At 62.9% G+C, this 21,687-nt stretch carries 17 protein-coding genes and 4 tRNA genes; 14 read left to right on the forward strand and 7 right to left on the reverse strand.

Translation table 11 applies throughout. The features are described from left to right. From REH34_RS11630 to hutC, 10 genes are all read left to right on the forward strand, one after another. Entirely contained in the window at nucleotides 1–1,377 is a 1,377-nt protein-coding gene (locus tag REH34_RS11630; RefSeq protein ID WP_311971722.1) for an LLM class flavin-dependent oxidoreductase, read from the forward strand. 111 nt (nucleotides 1,378–1,488) lie between these two features. Then, nucleotides 1,489–2,712: an acyl-CoA dehydrogenase family protein gene (locus REH34_RS11635; RefSeq protein WP_311971723.1), complete on the forward strand. Its 1,224-nt coding sequence runs from the start codon at nucleotides 1,489–1,491 to the stop codon at nucleotides 2,710–2,712. 210 nt (nucleotides 2,713–2,922) lie between these two features. Then, the gene (locus REH34_RS11640; protein WP_226506429.1) at nucleotides 2,923–3,552 is read left to right on the forward strand and encodes a DUF1780 domain-containing protein; all 630 of its coding nucleotides are present in this window, start codon (nucleotides 2,923–2,925) and stop codon (nucleotides 3,550–3,552) included. Nucleotides 3,553–3,895: 343 nt separating this feature from the next. Further along, entirely contained in the window at nucleotides 3,896–5,197 is a 1,302-nt protein-coding gene (locus REH34_RS11645; RefSeq protein ID WP_311971724.1) for an NAD(P)/FAD-dependent oxidoreductase, read from the forward strand. A gap of 485 nt (nucleotides 5,198–5,682) precedes the next feature. Further along, complete coding sequence (gene hutH / locus REH34_RS11650) at nucleotides 5,683–7,212, forward strand: histidine ammonia-lyase (protein WP_226506427.1); 1,530 nt, start codon at nucleotides 5,683–5,685, stop codon at nucleotides 7,210–7,212. A 209-nt stretch (nucleotides 7,213–7,421) separates the two neighbouring features. Beyond that, the gene (locus tag REH34_RS11655; RefSeq protein WP_311971725.1) at nucleotides 7,422–8,267 is read left to right on the forward strand and encodes a transporter substrate-binding domain-containing protein; all 846 of its coding nucleotides are present in this window, start codon (nucleotides 7,422–7,424) and stop codon (nucleotides 8,265–8,267) included. A 234-nt stretch (nucleotides 8,268–8,501) separates the two neighbouring features. Next, on the forward strand, nucleotides 8,502–9,161 hold the full coding sequence (locus REH34_RS11660; protein WP_311971726.1) for an amino acid ABC transporter permease: 660 nt from the start codon (nucleotides 8,502–8,504) through the stop codon (nucleotides 9,159–9,161). Beyond that, nucleotides 9,158–9,829, forward strand: a complete 672-nt coding sequence (locus REH34_RS11665; RefSeq protein ID WP_226506424.1) for an amino acid ABC transporter permease — start codon at nucleotides 9,158–9,160, stop codon at nucleotides 9,827–9,829. The genes REH34_RS11660 and REH34_RS11665 overlap by 4 nt, the downstream gene beginning before the upstream one ends. A gap of 74 nt (nucleotides 9,830–9,903) precedes the next feature. After that, on the forward strand, nucleotides 9,904–10,710 hold the full coding sequence (locus tag REH34_RS11670) for an amino acid ABC transporter ATP-binding protein (RefSeq protein ID WP_311972077.1): 807 nt from the start codon (nucleotides 9,904–9,906) through the stop codon (nucleotides 10,708–10,710). A gap of 94 nt (nucleotides 10,711–10,804) precedes the next feature. Next, complete coding sequence (gene hutC, locus REH34_RS11675; protein ID WP_226506423.1) at nucleotides 10,805–11,539, forward strand: histidine utilization repressor; 735 nt, start codon at nucleotides 10,805–10,807, stop codon at nucleotides 11,537–11,539. A 147-nt stretch (nucleotides 11,540–11,686) separates the two neighbouring features. Here the strand turns inward: hutC and REH34_RS11680 are convergent. The 7 genes from REH34_RS11680 to rluD form a co-directional block, all read right to left on the reverse strand. Then, a tRNA-Pro gene (locus REH34_RS11680) sits at nucleotides 11,687–11,763 on the reverse strand. Nucleotides 11,764–11,860: 97 nt separating this feature from the next. After that, nucleotides 11,861–11,936: transfer RNA gene (locus tag REH34_RS11685), tRNA-Lys, on the reverse strand. 5 nt (nucleotides 11,937–11,941) lie between these two features. Next, nucleotides 11,942–12,018 (reverse strand) — tRNA-Pro (locus REH34_RS11690). 10 nt (nucleotides 12,019–12,028) lie between these two features. After that, nucleotides 12,029–12,104 (reverse strand) — tRNA-Asn (locus tag REH34_RS11695). Nucleotides 12,105–12,555: 451 nt separating this feature from the next. Further along, the gene (clpB, locus tag REH34_RS11700; RefSeq protein ID WP_311971727.1) at nucleotides 12,556–15,120 is read right to left on the reverse strand and encodes an ATP-dependent chaperone ClpB; all 2,565 of its coding nucleotides are present in this window, start codon (nucleotides 15,118–15,120) and stop codon (nucleotides 12,556–12,558) included. A 193-nt stretch (nucleotides 15,121–15,313) separates the two neighbouring features. Continuing rightward, nucleotides 15,314–16,060: a peptidoglycan editing factor PgeF gene (pgeF, locus tag REH34_RS11705; RefSeq protein WP_311971728.1), complete on the reverse strand. Its 747-nt coding sequence runs from the start codon at nucleotides 16,058–16,060 to the stop codon at nucleotides 15,314–15,316. Next, a complete protein-coding gene (gene rluD, locus REH34_RS11710; RefSeq protein ID WP_226506420.1) occupies nucleotides 16,057–17,019 on the reverse strand; it encodes a 23S rRNA pseudouridine(1911/1915/1917) synthase RluD in 963 nt (320 codons plus the stop codon). The genes pgeF and rluD overlap by 4 nt, the downstream gene beginning before the upstream one ends. Nucleotides 17,020–17,169: 150 nt before the next feature. Here rluD and REH34_RS11715 point away from each other — a divergent pair, with 150 nt between their 5' ends. The 4 genes from REH34_RS11715 to REH34_RS11730 all read left to right on the forward strand — a co-directional run bounded on the left by REH34_RS11715 (nucleotide 17,170) and on the right by REH34_RS11730 (nucleotide 21,617). After that, a complete protein-coding gene (locus REH34_RS11715; RefSeq protein WP_226506419.1) occupies nucleotides 17,170–18,189 on the forward strand; it encodes an outer membrane protein assembly factor BamD in 1,020 nt (339 codons plus the stop codon). A 260-nt stretch (nucleotides 18,190–18,449) separates the two neighbouring features. After that, nucleotides 18,450–18,692: a PP0621 family protein gene (locus REH34_RS11720; RefSeq protein WP_226506418.1), complete on the forward strand. Its 243-nt coding sequence runs from the start codon at nucleotides 18,450–18,452 to the stop codon at nucleotides 18,690–18,692. Further along, nucleotides 18,682–20,280, forward strand: a complete 1,599-nt coding sequence (locus tag REH34_RS11725; protein WP_311971729.1) for an ATP-binding protein — start codon at nucleotides 18,682–18,684, stop codon at nucleotides 20,278–20,280. Before REH34_RS11720 ends, REH34_RS11725 begins: the two co-directional genes overlap by 11 nt. Continuing rightward, nucleotides 20,277–21,617, forward strand: coding sequence for a sigma-54 dependent transcriptional regulator (locus REH34_RS11730; protein ID WP_311971730.1), 1,341 nt, complete (start codon nucleotides 20,277–20,279; stop codon nucleotides 21,615–21,617). The genes REH34_RS11725 and REH34_RS11730 overlap by 4 nt, the downstream gene beginning before the upstream one ends. Nucleotides 21,618–21,687 lie beyond the last annotated feature (70 nt).

Below are 21,687 nucleotides of genomic sequence, written 5' to 3' on the forward strand. Positions count from 1 at the left end.
ATGCCCCAACGTAAAGACACGCTCAAGCTCGGCCTCTTCTTGCGCGCCACCGGGCACCACCTGGCGGCCTGGCGCGACAGTGGTTCGCAGGCCGACGCCGGCATTCGTCTGGACCACTATGTCGACCTGGCGCGCAAGGCCGAGGCAGCGGGTTTCGACACGCTGTTCCTCGCCGACAGCGTGTCGATCCGCGGCATCGATGCGCCGACCTTCGACCGCGTCATCGCCCCGAGCCTGAGTTTCGAACCGCTGACCTTGCTCGGCGCGCTGGCTGCCGTGACCTCAAAGATCGGCCTGATCGCGACCGCCAGCACCAGCTACAGCGAACCCTACAACCTGGCCCGCCAGTTCGCCTCGCTGGACCAGATCAGCGGCGGGCGTATCGGCTGGAACCTGGTGACCAGCAGCGACCCGGAAGCCGCCAAGAACTTCGGCGGCGCCAGCCAGCGCCAACAGGCCGCCCATGCCGATCGCTACAGCCGCGCGCGGGAATTCCACGACGTAGTAAGCAAGCTGTGGGACAGCTGGGAAGACGACGCGTTGTTGCTTGACAAGGCCAGCGGGGTGTTCATCGACCGCAACAAACTGCACTTCGCCCATCATGAGGGCGAGCATTTCAATGTGCGCGGGCCGCTGAACGTGTTGCGCTCGCCGCAGGGCAAGCCGGTGCTGGTACAGGCCGGGGCCTCGGAGGATGGCCGCGCGCTGGCGGCTGCTACCGCCGAAGCGATTTTCGCCGCGCATCAATCGCTGGAAGATGCTCAGGAGTTCTATAGCGACGTCAAATCCCAGGCCGCCGCGTTGGGCCGCGACCCCGAGCACATCAAGATTCTGCCGGGGGTGACGATTTTTACCGCCCCGACCTCGGCCGAGGCCCACGCCAAGCACCAGCGCCTGCAGGACCTGGTGCATCCACAGGTGGGCCTGGCGCTGCTGTCGAGCCTGCTGGGCGGCGTCGACCTCTCGCAACTGCCGCTGGACGGCCCGCTGCCCAAGGAGCTGCCCGTTACCAACGCCTCGAAAAGCCGCCAGCTGTTGATTCAAAAACTGGCGGCCGAAGGCCTGAGCATTCGCGAGCTGTATCTCAAGCTCTCCGGCGCACGCGGGCACTGGACGCTGGTGGGCTCGCCGACCGAGGTAGTGGATCAATTGCAGAGTTGGTTCGAAGGCCGCGGCGCTGATGGTTTCAATATTTTGCCGCCGACCTATCCGGAGGGGCTGGATGATTTTATTGCGCTGATCCTGCCGGAGTTGCGCCGCCGCGGTTTGGTGCCGGTGGAGGGGCCGCAGGGCAAGACATTGCGTGAGCGGCTAGGGCTGCCGTATCCGCGGCACCCGGCGCAGGTTCAACTGCAGGAATGGTCGATCGCGATCTGACTGCCACCTTTTTTTTTGGCCATACCGGCCTCTTCGCGGGCAAGCCTTGCTCCCACAGGTGTACGACTCAAAGAGGCCGGTATGGCCACCGCAAATTCAGAGAGACCCACCATGACCCAAATCGACGCAGCATGGGGCGCAGGCCCTACCCCCGGATACGAACAACTCGCCGCACGCTTCCGGCCGCTGTTCGCGCAGTTACGCGAAGGCGCCATCGACCGTGAACGGCAGCGGCGCTTGCCCGTGGAAGAACTGCAACAGCTCAAAGCCTCTGGCTTCACCGCCGTGCGCGTGCCGGTGGCCTATGGCGGCGCGGGCGCCAGCCTGACCGAGTTGACCAACCTGCTCATCGAACTGGGCGAAGCCGACTCCAACCTGGTGCAGGCCCTGCGTGGCCATTTCGGCTTTACCGAAAACGTCCTCAACAGCCGCGACCCGGCGCGCCAGCAGCTGTGGCTGGAGCGCATCGCCCGCGGCGAAACGGTGGGCCCGGCCACCGGTGAAATCGGCCAGGCCGCCCAGGCGCAACACAACTCGCGGCTGTATCTGGATGGCGAACAATGGCGCATCGACGGCAGCAAGTTCTACACCACCGGGTGCCTGTACAGCGATTGGCTCGATGTGACCGTCAGCGACTACGAGGGCAAGCGCATGTTCGTCACCGTGCGCCGCGATGACCCGGGCGTCGAGGTGATCGACGACTGGGACGGCTTCGGCCAGACCCTCACCGCCAGCGGCACCACGCACCTGCGCAGCGTGGCGGTCGACCCGCGTCATATCGTGAGTAACGAAGAGCGCTTCCAGTATTCACCGGCTTTTTACCAGATCTTCCACCTCGCCAACCTCGCCGGTATCGGCCGCGCATTGAGTGGTGAACTGGCCGCGGCGGTGGGGCAACGCACGCGCAGTTTCAGCCACGGCAACGCGCCACGGGTGGCTCAGGACCCGCAGGTATTGCAAGTGGTCGGCAGCGTGCGCGCGGCGGCGTACAGCGCCGGCGCCATCGTGTTGAAAAACGCCGAGGCGCTGCAGCGCGCGTACGAGGCCAGCCAGCAGGACGACGCCGCCGCCCTGACTCATGCGGTGAATATCGCCGAACTGGAAGTCGCCCAGGCGCAGACCATCGTCAGCGACCTGATCATCGACGCCAGCTCGCGGCTGTTCGACGCCCTCAGCGCCTCGGCGACCCTGCGTCCCCATGGGCTGGATCGCTTCTGGCGCAACGCCCGGACCCTGGCGTCGCACAACCCGCGAATCTACAAGGACCGCATCGTCGGCGACTTCGCCGTCAACGGCACCCCGCCGCCGGCGCAGTGGAAGATCGGGATTGCTTGAAGGTAAGGTTCAGGTCGGGAATGGCTTTGATGCTACCGACCTCTTCGCCGCCGAACGCGCCCCCTTGCTCCCATAGGTGTACGACTCCAGATCCGCCAACACTGTGGGAGCAAGGGGGGTGCGTTCGGCGGCGAAGAGGCCTGTAAGCACAACGCAACACCCCGAGTTTTTTATTCTTCACCGTCACATTTGAGCGCTAAGCTTGAGCTCATGGATGACTCAGATTACCTGCGCCTGCTGACCAACCAGGCCGAACAAGCCAATGCGTTCCTGTCCAATGCCCGCAAATGGGAGCGCGAGCGTTGGGTCTGCGAGCGCCTGCTGCAAGGGCTGAACATTCCTTACCGTACTGAAGAGTTCGTGCCCGCCGGCCAGGAGCCGCCGGACGTGCTGTTTCGCGAGGCGTGCTTCGAGGTGTTCTTCGTGCTCGACGAAGGCCGGCGCCTCAATGACGAATGGCGCGAAGAACTGCAACGCCGCCGCAGTGCCTTTTCCCTCAGCCAGCTGGTGCGCCGCGAGGCCCGGCCCAAGCGTATTCGCGCCCCGGAGTTGCTGCAGCGCCTGGGGCCGACCTTGCGCAAGAAGGCGCACAACTACCAGGAGCGCGATATTGACCTGGGCGAGCTGGACATCATCGCCTTCACCAGCCTCAAGCGCGAAGTGCTCGACCTCAACAGCCACTTCCCGCCGCCGACCGAATACCTGCGTCAGGGCTGGCGTTCGCTGTCGCTGGTGGGGCCGACCTTCGCGCGGGTGCTGTTCGCCCATCCGGATGCGCCGGATTTCTTGCGCAACAACTTAGGGCGCAGCATCGTCTTCGATGTGGGGATCAGTCTTTGAGGCATTGATTGCCGAGGATCTGCAGCAGTGGTACAAAGTTTCAAAGCCGACCCTGTGGTCAGGCAGCCCCCCCGTCGCCACAGGGTATACGCTCCCCAGCATTGAACCGTGTAACATTCGCGCAGTCACAAACGTCTACCCCCCGAGGCCCGCATGACCCGCCGCCTGAACCCCGATGATCAGCCCTGTGCCAGCAGTCGAGCCTATGCTCCTGCCCAGGGCGATCGTCGTTGTGATCCGGCCGGTCGCAGCCAAGCCTCCCCCGATCTCCCTGGCGCTGTGAGCTGCTTCGCGCTCGCCCAGGGGACTCGGCCGAATTCCGTAAACCTTATGAGATATCCCTATGACTCATCGTATCGTGATTGTCGGCGGCGGCGCCGGCGGCCTGGAACTGGCGACCCGCCTGGGTAACAGCCTGGGCAAGAAGGGCAAGGCCAGCGTCGTGCTGGTGGATGCCAACCTCACGCACATCTGGAAACCGCTGCTGCACGAAGTCGCGGCCGGCTCCTTGAACTCGTCTGAAGACGAGCTCAACTATGTCGCCCAGGCCAAGTGGAACCACTTCACCTTCCAGATGGGCCGCATGGGCGGGCTCGATCGCGCCGCCAAGCGCATTCACCTCGAAGCCACCCTCGACGAGAATGGCGACGAACTGGTGCCGGCACGCTCGCTCAACTACGACACCCTGGTCATGGCCGTTGGCAGCACCACCAACGACTTCGGCACCCTGGGCGCGGCCGAGCACTGCCTGTTCCTCGACACCCGCAAGCAAGCCGAGCGCTTTCACCAGCAGTTGCTCAACCACTACCTGCGCGCCCACGCCGGTGACGAGGATCAGATCGCCTCGATCAGCGTCGCCATCGTCGGCGCCGGTGCTACAGGGGTCGAGCTGGCCGCCGAGCTGCATAACGCCGCACAGGAGCTGGCGGCTTATGGCCTGGGGCGGATCAAGCCCGAGAACATGCACATTACCCTGATCGAGGCCAGCCCACGGGTACTGCCAGCGTTGCCGGAGCGTATCGGCGCGCCGGTGCACAAGACCCTGGAAAAACTCGGCGTGACGGTCCTGACTGGCGCGTCCGTGAGCGAGGTGACGGCCGATGGCCTGCGCACCGCCGACGGCAAGGAAATCCCCGCGGCGTTGAAAGTCTGGGCGGCGGGCATCCGCGCGCCGGGCTTTCTCAAGGACATCGACGGCCTGGAGACCAACCGCATCAATCAACTGCAGGTGCTGCCGACCCTGCAGACCACCCGCGACGAGAATATCTTCGCCTTCGGTGACTGCGCCGCCTGCCCGCAAGCCGGCACCGACCGCAACGTGCCGCCGCGCGCCCAGGCCGCGCACCAGCAGTCGTCGATGCTGGTGAAGTCGCTGAAGCTGCGCATCGAGGGTGGCAGCAGCCTGCCGGAATTTACCTACAAGGATTACGGCTCGCTGATCTCGCTGTCGCGCTTCTCGGCGGTGGGCAACTTGATGGGCAACCTGACCGGCAGCGTGATGCTCGAAGGCTGGTTGGCGCGGATGTTCTATGTGTCGCTGTACCGCATGCACCAGATGGCGCTGTTCGGGATATTCCGCACGGCCATGTTGATGCTCGGTAGCCGGATCGGCCGCGGGACCGAGCCGCGGCTCAAACTGCACTGATATCGTCTGCCCTGTAGCGAGGCGGCTTGCCTGCGATTGCGGTGTATCAGATGCACATTCGTGCCTGACACTCCGTATCGGGGGCAAGCCCGCTCACTACAGAGGGGGTGGTTACCGGTATATACAGCAAGAATCCTGAGCCGACTGCGGTCAGCGTGGGACTGGGCGCAGCCAGAAACGCGTCAGAGCAGGCACCACACAGCTAAAATCCCTTCGAACAATGCTCCATTACCCTGCTGGCCCATTCGCGGACAGCGGCCGCTTCCACAGGTTGCACGTTACTCGGGCACTGCTGCGGTGCGTCAGGTACCGCCACGGTGCAACTTTCGGTGACATCCTTCCCCTTCGACACTCCGTCCGTATCCCGCCTTGCCCCCGCCTTCCCTGGTCTAGGCTAGTGAGAAAGATTTCTGGCCTGCATCTTGCCTTACCTGTATATACAGGTTTAGATAGCCACCTCTTTTCACCTCATCCAGGACATCGCCATGCCAGCGCCCCTCGTCATCCAGCCCGGCCACTTCGACCTCGACCAATTGCGTGCTATCTACCAGCAGCAGGTCGACTTCAGCCTCGATCCGGCCGCGCGCACGGTGGTGGACGAGGCGGCGCGCACCGTGACGCAGATCATCGAAAACAAACGCACCGTGTACGGCATCAACACCGGCTTCGGGCTGCTGGCACGCACGTCGATCCCGGACCAGTCGCTGGCCAAACTGCAGCGCAATCTGCTGCTATCCCACTGCACCGGCACCGGGCCACTGCTGGATGATGCCAGTGTCGGCCTGATCATGGCGCTCAAGGTCGCGTCCTTGGCCCGAGGTTTCTCGGGGGTACGCTGGGAGCTGATCGAAGCGTTGAACGCGCTGTACACGCACAAGGTGTTCCCGTGCATTCCGTCGCAAGGTTCGGTGGGCGCTTCCGGCGACCTGGCCCCGCTGGCGCATATGTCGGCGGTGCTGATCGGCGTCGGCCGCGTGCGTCATCAGGGTCGCGAGATGGATGCGGTCGAAGGCTTGGCGCTGGCCGGCCTGGAGCCGATGGAGCTGGGGCCGAAAGAAGGCCTGGCGCTGATCAACGGCACTCAGGTGTCCACCGCGCTGGCATTGCGCGGTCTGTTCGCCACGGAAAAACTGTTCAGCGCCGCCGTGGTCGCCGGCAGCCTCAGCGTCGAGGCGCTCAAGGGCTCGCGCGTGCCATTCGACCCGCGTATTCAGGCAGTGCGCGGTCAACCGGGGCAGATCGCCGTGGCAGCCTTTTACCGCGAGTTGCTGGCCACCAGCGAGATCAGCGAATCCCACGTCAACTGCGCCCGCGTACAGGACCCGTACTCGCTGCGTTGCCAGCCACAGGTGATGGGCGCCTGCCTGGATCACCTGCGCTTTGCCGCCGGGGTGTTCCTGCGTGAAGCCAACGCGGTATCGGACAACCCACTGGTGTTCAGTGCCGACGGTGACGTGCTGTCGGGCGGCAACTTCCACGCCGAACCGGTGGCCATGGCCTCTGACGTGCTGGCCTTGGCTATCTCGGAAATCGGCGCGCTGTCGGAACGGCGCATCGCCCAACTGGTGGACCCGGCGCTGTCCGGCCTGCCGGCGTTTCTGGTGCTGGAAGGCGGTCTCAACTCCGGATTCATGATCGCCCAGGTGACCGCCGCCGCACTCGCTTCGGAGAACAAGACCCTCGCCCACCCGGCATCGATCGACAGCCTGCCGACTTCGGCCAACCAGGAAGACCACGTGTCGATGGCGACCTTCGCCGCCCGCCGCCTGCTGGACATGGCCGGCAACAGCAGCGCGGTGGTGGCCATCGAGTTGCTCGGCGCGGCTCAAGGTGTCGATCTGCATGCACCGCTGAAAACCTCGCCGATTCTGGTAGAGGTGCTGGCGATGATCCGCGCTGATGTCGCGCATTATGATGAAGACCGTTATTTCGCCCCGGATATCGCCGCAGCGCGGGCGTGGGTAGAGGATGGCAAGTTTGCGCAATGGCTGGCATTCGCTCGTTTGTATGACTAAGAGCGGTCATACGCCATCCCCTGTGAGAGCGGGGGAATGACCTGAAACGGTGCTAGCCGTTAAGCTGGTGACTCATTCCTGATCACCCCTGGCCCGCTGACCGATCCGCGCCCCGCACACAACTTGTATATACCGGTATGGCACGCGAACTGCAGGCACTCATCCATCTCGAACGCCACACGACTGACCGTCTGATGAAGGAGTGATCCATGCAACTCGATTCCCAGTACAGCAAGCTCAGCAAAACCGCCGGCGGCCTGGCTCTGGCCTTGGCGATGGCAATGGGATCCATGGCCGCGCAGGCCGATCAGTTGGCCGACGTGAAACAGGCCGGCGAGTTGGTGGTCGGTACCGAGATGCAGTTTGCGCCGTTCGACTTTCTCACCAAGGGCGAGCAGGACGGCCTCAACAAGGCACTCTTTGCCGAGCTGGGCAAGGAGTTGGGGGTCAAGATCAAGTTCATCGACCTGCCATGGCCTAGCGTGCTGCCAGGCCTTGAGGCGAAAAAATTCGACGTGGTCGCCGGGCCGATCATCGAGACCAAGGCGCGCCAGGAGCGCTACCACTTCATGCTGCCGATCGCCGAAGCCACGGTATCGCTGATGGCCGGCGCCAAGGATGACAAGCTGACCAAACCTGCCGATATCGCCGGCAAAACGGTCGGTGCCGGCAAGGGCTCGGCGCAGCTTGAAGAGCTCAAGGCCTATGCGGCGACGCTGCCGGAGAAGGTCACCATCCGCGAATACGTCGACAACAACCAGGCGTACGCCGACCTCGCGGCCCATCGCCTGTCGGCGGTGGCCAACTCGCTGCCGAACATCTCCTACGTGGCCGCGCAGAAGAGCAATCTGTACAAAGTGGTGCAGCCGCCGTTCGGCAAGAAGTCCTACTTCGCCTTCCTAGGTCGCAAGGACGCCGATGCCGACAGCCTGATCGCAGCGCTCGACGCCGCCTTGCTGAAAATGCATGCCGATGGCCGCTTGGCCGCGTTGCAGAAACAGTGGCTGGGTGCCGAGATGGATGTGCCGAAGGCGGACTTCACCCCGAGCTGGTGATATTTGGGTGCGCGCAGGGCGCTGGCATGCGAGTGAACGTGCTGGCCTCTTCGCGGCAAGCCTTGCTCCCACAACTGTACGGCGCGGGACCGGCTCGCACGGTGGAAGCAAAGCTTGCTCTGATAGGTGTCCGCCAATGCCAGTGCGCACACCTGTGGGAGCAAGGCTTGCTCGCGAAGAGGCCAGAATGACCGCCACAGATCCCGGTACCGTGCATTGATGGACGAATAAACGATGTTCGACTGGCCACTGCTCCAACAGAATTTCCCGCTACTGCTCGGCGCGCTGCGGACCACCGCCGAGGTGTCCGCCGCCGCGCTGTTCATCGGCTTTTTCATCGGCATCGGCGTGGCAGCCATGCGCCTGTCGCCCAACCCCATTCTGCGACGTCTCGGCGGCGCCTATATCTTCGTGTTCCGCGGCATCCCGCTGCTAGTGCAGTTGCTGTTCATCTATTACTTCCTGCCTCGCGCCGGCCTGCCGAACATGTCGCCAATGGCGGCAGCGATCATCAGCCTGGCGCTGTGCTGCGCGGCCTATATCGCCGAAATCCTGCGCGGCGGCTTGCTCGCCATCCCAGGCGGGCAGCTGGAAGCCGCCGGGCTGCTAGGCCTCAACAGCCGGCAGATGCTGGTGCGCATCCGCGTGCCCCAGGCCGTACGCTTGACCCTCCCGGGCCTGATCAACGAAATGATCCTGCTGATCAAGGCCTCGTCACTGGTCTCGGTGGTGGGCCTGGCCGACCTCACCCGCACCGCCCAGAACCTCGCCGCCAGTGACTACATGTTCGTCCAGGACTACCTGATGCTGGCGGCGTTCTACTGCCTGATCAACATCCCCCTGGCCTACGCCGGCGGGCGCCTGGAAAAACGCTTGAAGGAGCGCGGCGCATGAATTTCGATCCGCACATCCTCACCGATCATCTGGATGACATCGGCAACGGCTTTCTGATGACCCTTGCCACCTGGAGCAGCGGTGTAGTGCTCGGCCTCCTGCTGGGGCTGCTGATTGCCCTGGCCCAGGTATTCGGTAACGGCCTGGTGCGCGCCCCGCTGCGGGTATTCATCGAGATCATCCGCAGCACGCCGTTTCTGGTGCAGTTGTTTCTGCTGTACTACGGCGGCCCGTCGTTCGGCCTCGAACTGGACCCGATCCCCGCCGGCATTCTCGGCCTAGCGGTGTATGGCAGCGTGTACTTCGCGGAAATCTTTCGGGGTGGCTTCGAGTCCATCCCGCGCGGGCAACTGGAGGCGGCAGACTGCCTGGGCATCGGCCGACTGCGCTGCATCCTGCGCATCCAGTTGCCGCAGATGCTGGTGATCATCCTGCCAGCGCTGGTCAATCTGGTGACTGTGCTGTGCAAGGAAACCGCCGTGCTGTCGATCATCACAATCCCCGAACTGACCATGGTGCTGACCGGTATCGGCTCGCAGACGTTCGCCTTCGTCGAAACCCTGCTGGCGTTGTGCATCGGCTACCTGATACTGGTCGAAGCCTGCTCGCGCCTGGGCATGCTCCTGGAAACGCGGGTCGGACGCTTTATGCAGAGGCAACCTCGATGAATCAAAGCAACGCTTCCCTTACGCTGGCCCCCGACAAGCACTCCGCCAGCAATGCTCCCGACAGCCGCAAGGCCATGGTGCAGCTGCGCAACGTCGGCAAGCATTTCGGGCCACTGCGGGTGCTCAAGGGCATCGACCTGACTATCCATCACAGCGAAGTGGTGTGCCTGATCGGCCCTTCCGGCTCCGGCAAGAGCACGCTGCTGCGCAGCATGGCGTTCCTCGAGGAGTACGACGAGGGGCAGATCCATATCGAAGGCCAGCTGCTTGGCTGGCAGAACGTCGATGTCGAGGGCCCCGCGCGCAAACGGGCGGCGCAATCGAAGATCAACCAGGTCCGCCAGAACGTCGGCATGGTGTTCCAGCAGTTCAACCTGTGGCCACACATGACCGTGCTCGGTAACGTCTGTGAAGCGCTGCAACAGGTGCGCAAACAGAGCAAGGCGCAAGCCCGCGAGCGCGCTCTGGCGATGCTCGACAAGGTCGGCCTGGCGCACAAGGCCGAGGCCTGGCCGGTGCAGTTGTCCGGCGGCCAGCAGCAGCGCGTGGCAATCGCCCGGGCGCTGGCCATGGAGCCGCACATCATGCTGTTCGACGAACCGACCTCGGCCCTCGACCCCGAGCTGGTCGGCGAAGTGTTGCAGGTGATGAAGGACCTGGCCAAGGAAGGCATGACCATGGTCGTGGTCACCCATGAGATGGGCTTTGCCGCGCAGGTCGCCGACTCGGTGATTTTCCTCGACAAGGGTGAGGTGGTCGCGCGCGGTACGCCGCAGCAGATTTTCCATCAGGCCGAGCACCCACGCCTGCAGCAGTTTCTACAGAATTATCTGGATCGCAATGCGTTCTGGCAGGACGGCAAGGACGCCGCCGCACCATGAGATCGTCCCTTGAAGCGGTTCCCTGCACCCCGCATTTGCGGTACCTTGCGACGCCTTTTGCCGCACTTGCGGCCATGACCGGGAACACGGGCCGATGAAGAATCCTCCACAAGCGCTTTACCAACGGGCCAAGGATTACGTGCAGAGCAAACTGCGCGCCGGCGAATGGAAGACCGGCGACCTGATCCCGTCGGAAAACCGCTTGGTGGTGGAATTGGGCATGTCGCGGATGACGGTCAACCGTGCGCTGCGCGAACTCACCGAAGAAGGCCTGCTGCTGCGGGTCTCCGGCGTCGGCACCTTTGTGGCCGAGAGCAAGCCCAAGTCTAATCTGCTGACCATCACCAATATCGCCGACGAGATCACCGCCCGCGGCCATCGCTACGATTGCCAGGTGCTGCAGCTCTCCCGCGAGGCCGCCTCGATGACGGTCGCGGCAGCGCTGGCGCTGCCCACGGGCGCCTCGGTGTTCCACCTGGTGTGCGTGCACCTTGAAGAAGGCGTACCGGTGCAACTCGAAGACCGTTACGTCAGCCCGGAGCTGGTGCCGGAGTTCCTGCAACAGCAGTTCGGCGGGCAACTGCAGCCGGCGCGGTACTTGCTGCAGGTGATCAGCCCGGATGAAATGGAGCACATCGTCGAGGCGGCGCATCCTTCCAGCGATGAAAGCCGGCATTTGCAGGTGGAGGCTACGGAGCCCTGCCTGGTGCTGATGCGCCGCACCTGGAACAGCGGCAAGGTGGTGACCTATGTGCGCCTGGTGCACCCGTCGTCGCGGTATAGGCTGGGCAGCCGGATGGCCGTTAACGGCGCACAGCGGGATGGCTGAATCAGAAGCCTTGCTCCCACAATGCAAACAGAGCCCTCGATGTACACCTGTGGGAGCAAGGCTAGACCGCGAAGGCGTCGGCACTGCCAGCACATTATTAAGCGCAACAAAAAAGGCGTCCTTTGCAGGACGCCTTTTTGCTGAATATGGTCGGGGTAAGGGGATTCGAACTCCTGACATCCTGCTCCCAAAGCAGGCGCGCTACCGGACTGCGCTATACCCCGGTACAAAAAAGGCACCCATAAGGCGCCTTTTCTGATGCCTTGAACTGTTACATCAAAGGACTTTTTAAGATCTGACCCAGCGAACCGGAATCAAAAATGGTGGGTCGTGTGGGATTCGAACCTACGACCAATTGGTTAAAAGCCAACTGCTCTACCAACTGAGCTAACGACCCAAAAATGGTCGGGGTAAGGGGATTCGAACTCCTGACATCCTGCTCCCAAAGCAGGCGCGCTACCGGACTGCGCTATACCCCGATATGAAATTTGGCTCCGTGACCAGGACTCGAACCTGGGACCCAATGATTAACAGTCATTTGCTCTACCGACTGAGCTATCACGGAACTATCAATTTCAGTTACTGCAACTTCATTACTGCAACTTCATTACTGCAACTTCATTACTGCAACTTCATTACTGCAACTTCATTACTGCAACTTCATTACTGCAATTTCAAAAGCTGTATCACTACCGCCTTGAACTCTTCGACCCTTCCGTATCGCTACGTTAGTGCCTCTGAGGCGCGCTATTTTACAAGTTTCAAAACCTCTGTCAACCCTTAAATCGCTTTCAAGACACTGAATTTGCAACTTTTTTCAGAATTCCGACAGAGCCGGTGTTTCTGCAGGTGACCGTACAGCGGGGCGCATTTTAGAAGCAGCGAAGCGAAAATGCAAAGGAAAATATTCAACTGAGCCTACACCGCCGTTCCGGTGGGTGCAGGCTCTGCCGGCGAAGCCTTTGAAGCTTCGCGGGCAGAGCCCGCTCCCACAGGGGTTTGGAGGGGCCTATGCGTCAGGCGAAGACGATCTCGTCGTTGTCGAGCGTAGCGGTCACTGACGTGCCAGGCAGAAACTGCCCCGACAGAATCAACTGCGCCAACGGATTCTCGATCCAGCGCTGAATCGCGCGCTTGAGTGGCCGCGCACCATAGACCGGGTCGTACCCCACGGCGATCAACTTGTCCAACGCCTCGGAACTCAGCTCCAGGGTCAGCTCGCGCTCGGTCAGCCGACTGCGCAGGCGCGCCAACTGGATCTGCGTGATGCCGGCAATCTGATCGCGGGCCAGCGGCTCGAAGATCACCACTTCATCCACACGGTTGATGAACTCCGGCCGGAAGTGCGAACCCAGCGCGTCCATCACCGCCGCACGCTGGGCATCGGGATCACCCACCAGCTCCTGAATCCGCGCAGACCCCAGGTTGGAGGTCATCACGATCACGGTATTGCGGAAATCCACCGTACGCCCGTGGCTGTCAGTCAGGCGGCCATCTTCCAGCACCTGCAGCAACACGTTGAACACGTCAGGGTGAGCCTTCTCGACCTCATCCAGCAGCACCACCGAATATGGCTTGCGACGCACCGCCTCGGTCAGGTAACCGCCCTCCTCGTAGCCCACATAGCCAGGCGGGGCACCGATCAGCCGCGCCACGGAATGCTTCTCCATGAACTCGGACATATCGATGCGTATCATGGCCTCTTCAGTATCGAACAAGAACTCCGCCAAGGCCTTGCACAGCTCGGTCTTGCCCACACCGGTAGGGCCGAGGAACATGAACGAGCCGCTCGGGCGGTCCGGATCCGACAGCCCCGCGCGGGAACGGCGCACAGCGTTGGAAACCGCCACCACCGCCTCGTGCTGACCGATCACGCGCTGGTGCAGCAGGCTTTCCATCTTCAGCAGCTTGTCGCGCTCGCCTTCGAGCATCTTGGCGACCGGGATGCCGGTCCACTTGGAGACCACTTCGGCGATTTCTTCCTCGGTGACCCTGCTGCGCAACAGCTGGTTTTCAGGCTTGCCGTGCTGGTCGACCATCTGCAGGCTGCGCTCCAGATCGGGGATGACCCCGTACTGCAACTCGGCCATGCGGCTCAGATCGCCCTTGCGCCGCGCGGCTTCCAGCTCTTGGCGGGCTTGTTCGATTTTCTGCTGGATCTGCGCCGAGCCCTGCACTTCGGCTTTTTCCGAGGTCCAGATCTCTTCGAGATCGGCGTATTCGCGCTCCAGCCGGGTAATTTCTTCCTTCAGTTTTTCCAGGCGTTTGATCGCCGCCTCGTCGTCTTCCTTCTTCAGGGCCTGAGCCTCGACCTTGAGCTGGATCAGGCGCCGCTCCAGGCGATCGAGCACTTCGGGCTTAGAGTCGATTTCCATACGGATACGGCTCGCCGCTTCGTCGATCAGGTCGATGGCCTTGTCCGGCAACTGGCGATCGGTGATGTAGCGATGGCTCAGCTTGGCCGCGGCGATGATCGCGCCATCGGTGATAGCGACCTTGTGGTGCACCTCATAGCGCTCCTTGAGGCCACGGAGGATGGCGATGGTGTCTTCTTCGCTCGGCTCCTCCACCAGGACCTTCTGGAAGCGCCGCTCAAGGGCAGCGTCCTTCTCTATATATTGCCGGTACTCGTTGAGCGTGGTGGCACCGACGCAATGCAGCTCGCCGCGGGCCAGGGCCGGCTTGAGCATATTGCCCGCGTCCATGGAGCCTTCGCCCTTGCCTGCGCCGACCATGGTGTGCAGCTCATCGATGAACAGGATGATCTGCCCATCCTGCTTGGACAGCTCGTTGAGCAGGCCTTTGAGGCGCTCCTCGAACTCGCCGCGGAACTTGGCACCGGCAATCAGTGCGCCCATGTCCAGCGACAGCAGGCGCTTGCCCTTGAGGCCATCCGGCACCTCACCATTGATGATGCGCTGGGCCAGGCCTTCGGCGATGGCGGTCTTGCCGACGCCGGGCTCACCGATCAGCACCGGGTTGTTCTTGGTGCGGCGCTGCAGGACCTGAATAGTGCGGCGAATTTCGTCGTCGCGGCCGATCACCGGGTCGAGCTTGCCCTCTTCGGCGCGCTTGGTCAGGTCGACGGTGTATTTTTCCAGCGCCTTGCGTGATTCCTCGGCATTGGGGTCGTTGACCGCATCGCCGCCGCGCAGGTTGAGGATGGCGTTTTCCAGGGCCTTTTTGGTCACGCCCTGGCCCAGCAGCAATTTGCCGAGCTTGCTGTTCTCATCCATGGCTGCCAGCAGCACCAGCTCGCTGGAGATGAACTGATCGCTTTTTTGCTGCGCCAGGCGATCGGCCTGATTGAGCAGGCGCGCCAGATCCTGGGACATGTTGACGTCGCCCGTCGGGTTCTGAATTTTCGGCAGTTGGTCGAGCTCCTTGGTCAGCTCGCGACGCAGGCTGGGGACATCGAAGCCCACCTGCATCAACAGTGGGCGGATCGAGCCGCCTTGCTGGTCGAGCAGCGCCTGCATCAGGTGCGCGGGCTCGATGGCCGGATGGTCGAGGCCCACCGCCAAGGATTGAGAATCGGATAAGGCCAATTGCAACTTGCTGGTCAAACGGTCAATACGCATGAGTCACCTTCCTGAAAGGGCAGGCCGGAGCGATGGACACACCTGATGAAGAAAACCTGCCTGAGATGATCAGTTAGATGGGGGGGATTGGGGGAGATTCAAGCGGTAGGGCAAGATTTGCTGATGCAGGTCAACTAAAGCAGCACTTGGCACCCATGGGAGCGAACTTGCGCGTTCCCACAGGGTTATGTGTTTATGCGTCAGGCGTGTTTAGCCAGATCAAGGAAGCAAAGCGGCCGGTGGGGTTGGCGCGGCGGTATGAGAAGAAGCGGGTGTCGTCGATGGTGCATAAGCCACCGCCATACACCGCCGTCACCCCTGCTGCCGCCAGCCGCACCCGCGCCAGCTGGTAGATATCCGCCAGGTACTTGCCCGGCGCAGCACCGGGCACGAACGCCTCCGCCGCGTGCGGATGGCAACTGACGAAGGCTTCACGCACCTCGCTGCCGACCTCGAAGTTGCGCGGTCCGATGGCCGGGCCCAGCCACACGAGGATCTCCTCGGGCGCCACGGCCATGCCTTCAACCGTGGCTTCCAGCACGCCATTGGCCAATCCGCGCCAACCGGCATGAGCCGCCGCGACACGGCTGCCAGCCCGGTCGCAGAACAGCGCGGGCAGGCAATCGGCGGTCATCACCGTGCAGGCGATGCCCGGCGTCGCGGTCCAGCTGCCATCGGCTTCGACGATTCGCGCCGGATCCGCCTCGGCGACGACTACACCGTGCACCTGGCTCAACCACGCGGGCTGGATGTCGAAATGCTCGGTCAGACGTCGGCGGTTGATCGCCACGGCCTCAGGCGCATCGCCCACATGGTCGCCCAGATTGAGACTGTCATAGGGCGCAGCGCTGACACCGCCAGCGCGTGTGGTCACGCAGGCCTGCACCGATGCCGGCGCGGGCCAGTCGGGGATCAGCAGGGTCTGCGCGAAGCCACTCATCCGATAAACGCCTCGCGATCCTGCTTGAGCAGCGACAGCAACCAGACGAAATCATCCGGCAGCGGCGATTCCCAACTCATGCGCTCGCCGGTCACCGGGTGTTCCAGCTCCAGGAAGCGCGCGTGCAGGGCCTGACGCGGGAAGGTCTTGAGGGCATCGACCATGGTCGCGCTGGCCGCTGGCGGAATGCGGAAACGCCCGCCGTAGGCCGGATCACCCACCAACGGGAAGTTGATGTGCGACATGTGTACGCGAATCTGGTGGGTGCGACCGGTCTCGAGCTTGACCCGCACATGGGTGTGCGAGCGGAAGCGCTCCAGTACGCGATAGTGGCTGACGGCCGGCTTGCCGCCTTCCATCACCGCCATGCGCTGGCGCTGCTGGCCATGGCGACCGATGGGCGCGTTGATCTTGCCGCCAGCGGTCACTACGCCGATCACGATGCATTCATAGATGCGGCTGACCGAGCGATTCTGCAGCTGCGTCACCAGGGCGGTCTGCGCCTGAATGGTCTTGGCCACCACCATCAGACCAGTGGTGTCCTTGTCCAGACGGTGGACGATGCCCGCACGCGGCACATTGACGATGTCCGGTACGTGGTGCAGCAAGGCATTGAGCAGCGTGCCATCGGCGTGACCGGCAGCCGGATGGACCACCAGGCCGGCCGGCTTGTTGATGACCATCAGTTGGTCATCTTCATAGACGATATCGAGCGCGATGTCCTGAGCGACCCACTCACCCTGGGCCTCCTGCTCGGCTTCGAGCTCCAGCAGGGCGCCGCCGTGCACGATGTCGCGCGGACGCAACACCGCACCGTCCACGGTCAGGCGGCCCTCCTTGATCCAGGCGGAAAGGCGCGAGCGTGAGTGCTCTGCGAAGAGTAGTGCGGCGACTTGATCGAGGCGCTGACCGCCCATTTCGGAGGTCACCTCGGCGCTGAGTTTGATTATATCGGACATGCTCGGACTAGGCGGCGGGCACAGCCTTTGGTTTCAGCTGCACGCTTGTGGTTAAATACGGCGTCTTTTGTCCCGAGGGTTGCTCGGGGTGCACATCATAACAGGACGGCCACGCCCGAGACAGCGGCCGTCATAGGGACGCAAGCCGCCATGCAAGTGAAACACCTGCTGCTGATCGCCATCCTCGGACTCACCGCTGCCTGCTCGTCGAAGAAGGAAGTCGTCGACGAAAACCTCAGCGAGGTCGAGTTGTACCAGCAGGCGCAGGCCGACCTGGACAACCATAGCTATACCAGCGCCGTGGCCAAGCTCAAGGCCCTGGACTCGCGCTATCCGTTCGGTCGCTACGCCGATCAGGCGCAGCTCGAGCTGATCTATGCGAACTACAAGGACTCGGAGCCCGAGGCCGCGAAGTCCGCTGCCGAACGTTTCATCCGCCTGCACCCCCAGCACCCGAACGTCGACTACGCCTATTATCTGAAAGGCCTGACGTCGTTCGACCAGGATCGGGGCATCGTCGCCCGCTTCCTGCCGCTGGACATGACCAAGCGTGACCCTGGCGCTGCCCGCGACTCGTACAACGAGTTTGCGCAGCTCACCAGTCGCTACCCCAACAGCCGCTACGCGCCGGACGCCAAGCAGCGCATGATCTACCTGCGCAACCTGCTGGCCGCCTACGAGATTCACGTTGCCGACTACTACCTGACCCGTCAGGCTTACGTTGCCGCCGCCAACCGTGGCCGTTATGTGGTGGAAAACTTCCAGGAGACCCCGTCGGTCGGCGACGGCCTGGCAGTGATGACCGAGGCCTACCAGCGTCTGCACCTGGACGACCTGGCCGCCACCAGCCTCGAGACCCTGAAGCTCAACTACCCGACCCACCCGAGCCTCAAGGACGGCAAGTTCGTGCCGCAGCAGCAAGAGGCCGACAACCGTTCGTGGCTGTCCAAGGCAACGCTTGGCTGGATCGGCAGCACCCCGCCGCTGCCACCGGGTGAAACCCGCGCCAACGAAGAGCTGACCAAGCAGTATCGCGACTACAAGGAATCCATTCCTAAAGAGCTGCTGCCCAAGGACGAAGGCGGCAACTTGGAAGACCAGGTACCTGGCGAGCCAGTGAAGAAAAGCCGCTCGTGGTTCAGTTACGCGACCTTTGGTCTGTTTGACTGATCTGATGCTGCGATGAAAAAGAGGCCCTCTGTGAACAGGGCCTCTTTTTTTGTCGGGATTTTGTCGGGGCGCTGATGGCCTCTTCGCGGGCAAGCCTTGCTCCCACAGGGTTAGGACTTACCATTGCGGGAGCAAGGCTTGCCCGCGAAGAGGCCGGCAGCCCCAACACGAAACGTACAGATTTTATTACCCGATAGCCCCTGTCCCACGCCCCCGCCCACAGCTAAACTGGCGAACTCTCTCCGCTGAAGCTGGCCAACATGATCCGCATCGTTTTCTGGGCTGCCCTGATCTACATCGCCTTCTGGGCCTGGCGACGCTTCAAGGCGCCGGCTCGGCAATCTGCCCAACCGCGCAGCAACCCCGACGAGCACGCGCCACCCATGGTTCGCTGCGCCAATTGCGGCGTGCACCTCCTGCAAACCCGCGCTCTGCAGCAGGACGGCGACTGGTATTGCACCCAGCCACATCTGCAAGAAGGCCCACGCCCGCGTGCTCGCTGAGTCACTGACTGCCGGCCACACCCAAGCGCAGCGCATGCTGCGGCTGTACCACCTGTATCGGCTGCTGATCGGCATCTGCCTGGTGGCGCTGATCTCCAGCGACATGGACAGCAGCCTGCTGGAACTGGCCAACGTCCACCTGTTCCGCGCCTGCAGCTGGTTTTACCTGATACTCAACATCGCCACGGTGCTGTTTTTCGGCAACCTGCGCCATCCCGCCAAGGTCTTCGCGCTGACCATGGCCGACATAGTCCTGCTCAGCGCGGTGTTCTACGCGGGCGGTGGCACGCCCAGCGGCATTGGCAACCTGATGATCGCCTCGGTGGCCATGGGCAACCTGCTGCTACGTAACCGCCTCGGCCTGCTGATTGCGGCGGTGGCCTCCAGCGGCATCATCTACCTGACCTTCTACCTGAGTTTCACTCGCCCCACCGCAGCCAACGACTACCTGCAGGCCAGCACCCTGGGGGTGTTGTGCTTCGCCGTAGCCCTGATCGTGCAGGGCCTGAGCCATCTGCTGCGGACCAGCGAAACCCTGGCGGAAAAACGCGCGGGGGACCTGACCAATCTCGAAGCCCTCAATGCCTTGATCCTGCAACGCATGCGCACCGGCATTCTGGTGCTCGACGCCCAGCAACGGGTGCTGCTCGCCAACCAAGGCGCGCTGACCCTGCTCAAGCGCGACCAGTTGATCGGTGAAGACATCAGCCACTTCGCCCCGGACCTGATCGAGCGGCTGTTGCAGTGGCAGGTCAACCCGAGCCTGCGCATCAAGAGCCTGCGCTTGACCTCTACCGGCCCCTCGGTGCAGGTCAACTTCATCGCCCTCAACCGGCGCGAAGAGCAGCAAACGCTGGTGTTTCTCGAGGACCTGTCGCAAATCATCCAGCAAGCGCAGCAACTCAAGCTGGCCGCGCTCGGCCGCCTGACCGCCGGCATTGCCCATGAAATCCGTAACCCCTTGGGCGCCATCAGCCACGCCGGCCAGCTGTTGCAGGAATCCGAAGAGCTGCCCGATGCCGACAGACGCCTGACGCAGATCATCATCGACCAGTCCCGGCGCATGAACCTGGTGATCGAGAACGTGCTGCAGCTCTCCCGCCGACGCGAGGCCGAGCCTGAAGTCATCAACCTCAGCCAATGGCTGCAGCAGTACGTCACAGAATTCCGCGAAATCGCCAAGCCCAGCGAGCAGTTGTACATCTATCTGGCGGACGACCCGATCGAAACGCGCATGGACCCCAGCCAGCTGCATCAGGTACTCAACAATCTGGTACAGAACGGCCTGCGCTACAGCGGCCAGCAACACGGCCAAGCGCAAGTGTGGCTGAACCTGTTCATCGAACCGACCAACGGCCTGCCGATCCTCGACGTGCTCGATGACGGTCCCGGCTTCCCGGCGGACCGCCTGCAGCACATTTTCGAGCCCTTCTTCACCACCGAGGCCAAGGGAACGGGGCTGGGCCTGTATATCTCCAAAGAGCTGTGCGAAAGCAACCAGGCGCACCTAGACTACAAGCCACGTGAACAAGGCGGCAGCTGCATGCGCATTACCTTCGCCCACGCCAAAAAGCAGAGTCGAACATGAGCCCACGGCAAAAGATCCTGATTGTCGACGACGAGCCGGACATCCGCGAACTCCTGGAAATCACCCTGGGCCGGATGAAGCTCGACACGCGCAGCGCCCGCAACGTCAAGGAAGCCCGTGACTGGCTGGCCCGTGAACCCTTCGACCTGTGCCTGACCGACATGCGCCTGCCCGATGGCACGGGCCTTGAGCTCGTGCAGCACATTCAGCAGCGCTATTCACAGGTGCCAGTGGCGATGATCACCGCGTTTGGCAGCGTCGATACCGCTATCGCTGCGTTGAAGGCCGGCGCATTCGACTTCTTGAGCAAGCCCGTAGACCTTATCCGCCTGCGCGAACTGGTCGGCACCGCCCTGCGCCTGCAAGGGCCCGCCGTTGCCGCGGCGCCCATCGACGGCCGCCTGCTGGGCGAGTCCCCGCCCATGGCCGCGCTGCGCAAACAGATCGCCCGCCTCGCCCGCAGCCAGGCGCCGGTGTATATCAGTGGCGAATCCGGCAGCGGCAAGGAGCTGGTGGCCCGCTCTATCCACGAACAAGGCCCACGCTCCGAAGGCACCTTTGTACCCGTCAACTGCGGCGCCATTCCGTCGGAGTTGATGGAAAGCGAGTTCTTCGGCCATCGCAAAGGCAGCTTCAGCGGCGCCACCGAAGACAAACCCGGACTGTTCCAGGCCGCCAACGGTGGCTCGCTGTTCCTCGATGAAGTCGCCGACCTGCCGCTGGCCATGCAGGTCAAGCTGCTGCGCGCCATTCAGGAAAAGGCCATCCGCAGCGTGGGCGGGCAAGCCGAGGTGGTGGTGGATGTGCGGATTCTGTGCGCTACCCACAAGGATCTCGCCGCCGAAGTGGCGGCCGGGCGCTTTCGTCAGGATCTGTACTATCGGCTCAACGTCATCGAACTGCGCGTACCGGCACTGCGCGAGCGCCGCGAAGACATCGCGCAGTTGGCGGATGCCGTGCTCAAGCGCCTCGCATCCGCCAGCGGATTGCCGCCCGCGATACTGACTCCTGGCGCGATGGACACCCTGAAAAACTACCGATTTCCGGGGAACGTGCGGGAACTGGAGAACATGCTTGAGCGGGCTTACACGCTGTGCGAGGACGACCGGATCGATGCCGGTGACTTGCGGGTGACCGATCAGACTGCCAGTGTCGAAGCCGGGGAGCCGAGCTTGGCGGAGGTGGATAATCTCGAGGATTACCTGGAGAGCGTGGAGCGCAAACTGATCCTCCAAGCCCTCGAAGAAACTCGCTGGAACCGCACTGCGGCGGCGCAGCGGTTGAATATGTCGTTTCGGTCGATGCGCTATCGGCTCAAGAAGCTAGGGCTGGACTGAGGGGGCTTGCGCGGGGTTCACTGGCCCCTTCGCGGGCAAGCCTTGCTCCCACAGATTCGACAGTTGATGA

Origin of the sequence: Pseudomonas baltica, from assembly GCF_031880315.1 — a bacterium.
GTDB lineage: Bacteria > Pseudomonadota > Gammaproteobacteria > Pseudomonadales > Pseudomonadaceae > Aquipseudomonas.

What these genes read in the sequence shown, in the direction of transcription:
- REH34_RS11630 (WP_311971722.1), top strand. Translation starts at nt 1, where the DNA reads ATGCCCCAACGTAAAGACACGCTCAAGCTCGGCCTCTTCTTGCGCGCC.
- REH34_RS11635 (WP_311971723.1), top strand. Translation starts at nt 1,489, where the DNA reads ATGACCCAAATCGACGCAGCATGGGGCGCAGGCCCTACCCCCGGATAC.
- REH34_RS11640 (WP_226506429.1), top strand. Translation starts at nt 2,923, where the DNA reads ATGGATGACTCAGATTACCTGCGCCTGCTGACCAACCAGGCCGAACAA.
- REH34_RS11645 (WP_311971724.1), top strand. Translation starts at nt 3,896, where the DNA reads ATGACTCATCGTATCGTGATTGTCGGCGGCGGCGCCGGCGGCCTGGAA.
- hutH (WP_226506427.1), top strand. Translation starts at nt 5,683, where the DNA reads ATGCCAGCGCCCCTCGTCATCCAGCCCGGCCACTTCGACCTCGACCAA.
- REH34_RS11655 (WP_311971725.1), top strand. Translation starts at nt 7,422, where the DNA reads ATGCAACTCGATTCCCAGTACAGCAAGCTCAGCAAAACCGCCGGCGGC.
- REH34_RS11660 (WP_311971726.1), top strand. Translation starts at nt 8,502, where the DNA reads ATGTTCGACTGGCCACTGCTCCAACAGAATTTCCCGCTACTGCTCGGC.
- REH34_RS11665 (WP_226506424.1), top strand. Translation starts at nt 9,158, where the DNA reads ATGAATTTCGATCCGCACATCCTCACCGATCATCTGGATGACATCGGC.
- REH34_RS11670 (WP_311972077.1), top strand. Translation starts at nt 9,904, where the DNA reads ATGGTGCAGCTGCGCAACGTCGGCAAGCATTTCGGGCCACTGCGGGTG.
- hutC (WP_226506423.1), top strand. Translation starts at nt 10,805, where the DNA reads ATGAAGAATCCTCCACAAGCGCTTTACCAACGGGCCAAGGATTACGTG.
- clpB (WP_311971727.1), bottom strand. Translation starts at nt 15,120, where the DNA reads ATGCGTATTGACCGTTTGACCAGCAAGTTGCAATTGGCCTTATCCGAT.
- pgeF (WP_311971728.1), bottom strand. Translation starts at nt 16,060, where the DNA reads ATGAGTGGCTTCGCGCAGACCCTGCTGATCCCCGACTGGCCCGCGCCG.
- rluD (WP_226506420.1), bottom strand. Translation starts at nt 17,019, where the DNA reads ATGTCCGATATAATCAAACTCAGCGCCGAGGTGACCTCCGAAATGGGC.
- REH34_RS11715 (WP_226506419.1), top strand. Translation starts at nt 17,170, where the DNA reads ATGCAAGTGAAACACCTGCTGCTGATCGCCATCCTCGGACTCACCGCT.
- REH34_RS11720 (WP_226506418.1), top strand. Translation starts at nt 18,450, where the DNA reads ATGATCCGCATCGTTTTCTGGGCTGCCCTGATCTACATCGCCTTCTGG.
- REH34_RS11730 (WP_311971730.1), top strand. Translation starts at nt 20,277, where the DNA reads ATGAGCCCACGGCAAAAGATCCTGATTGTCGACGACGAGCCGGACATC.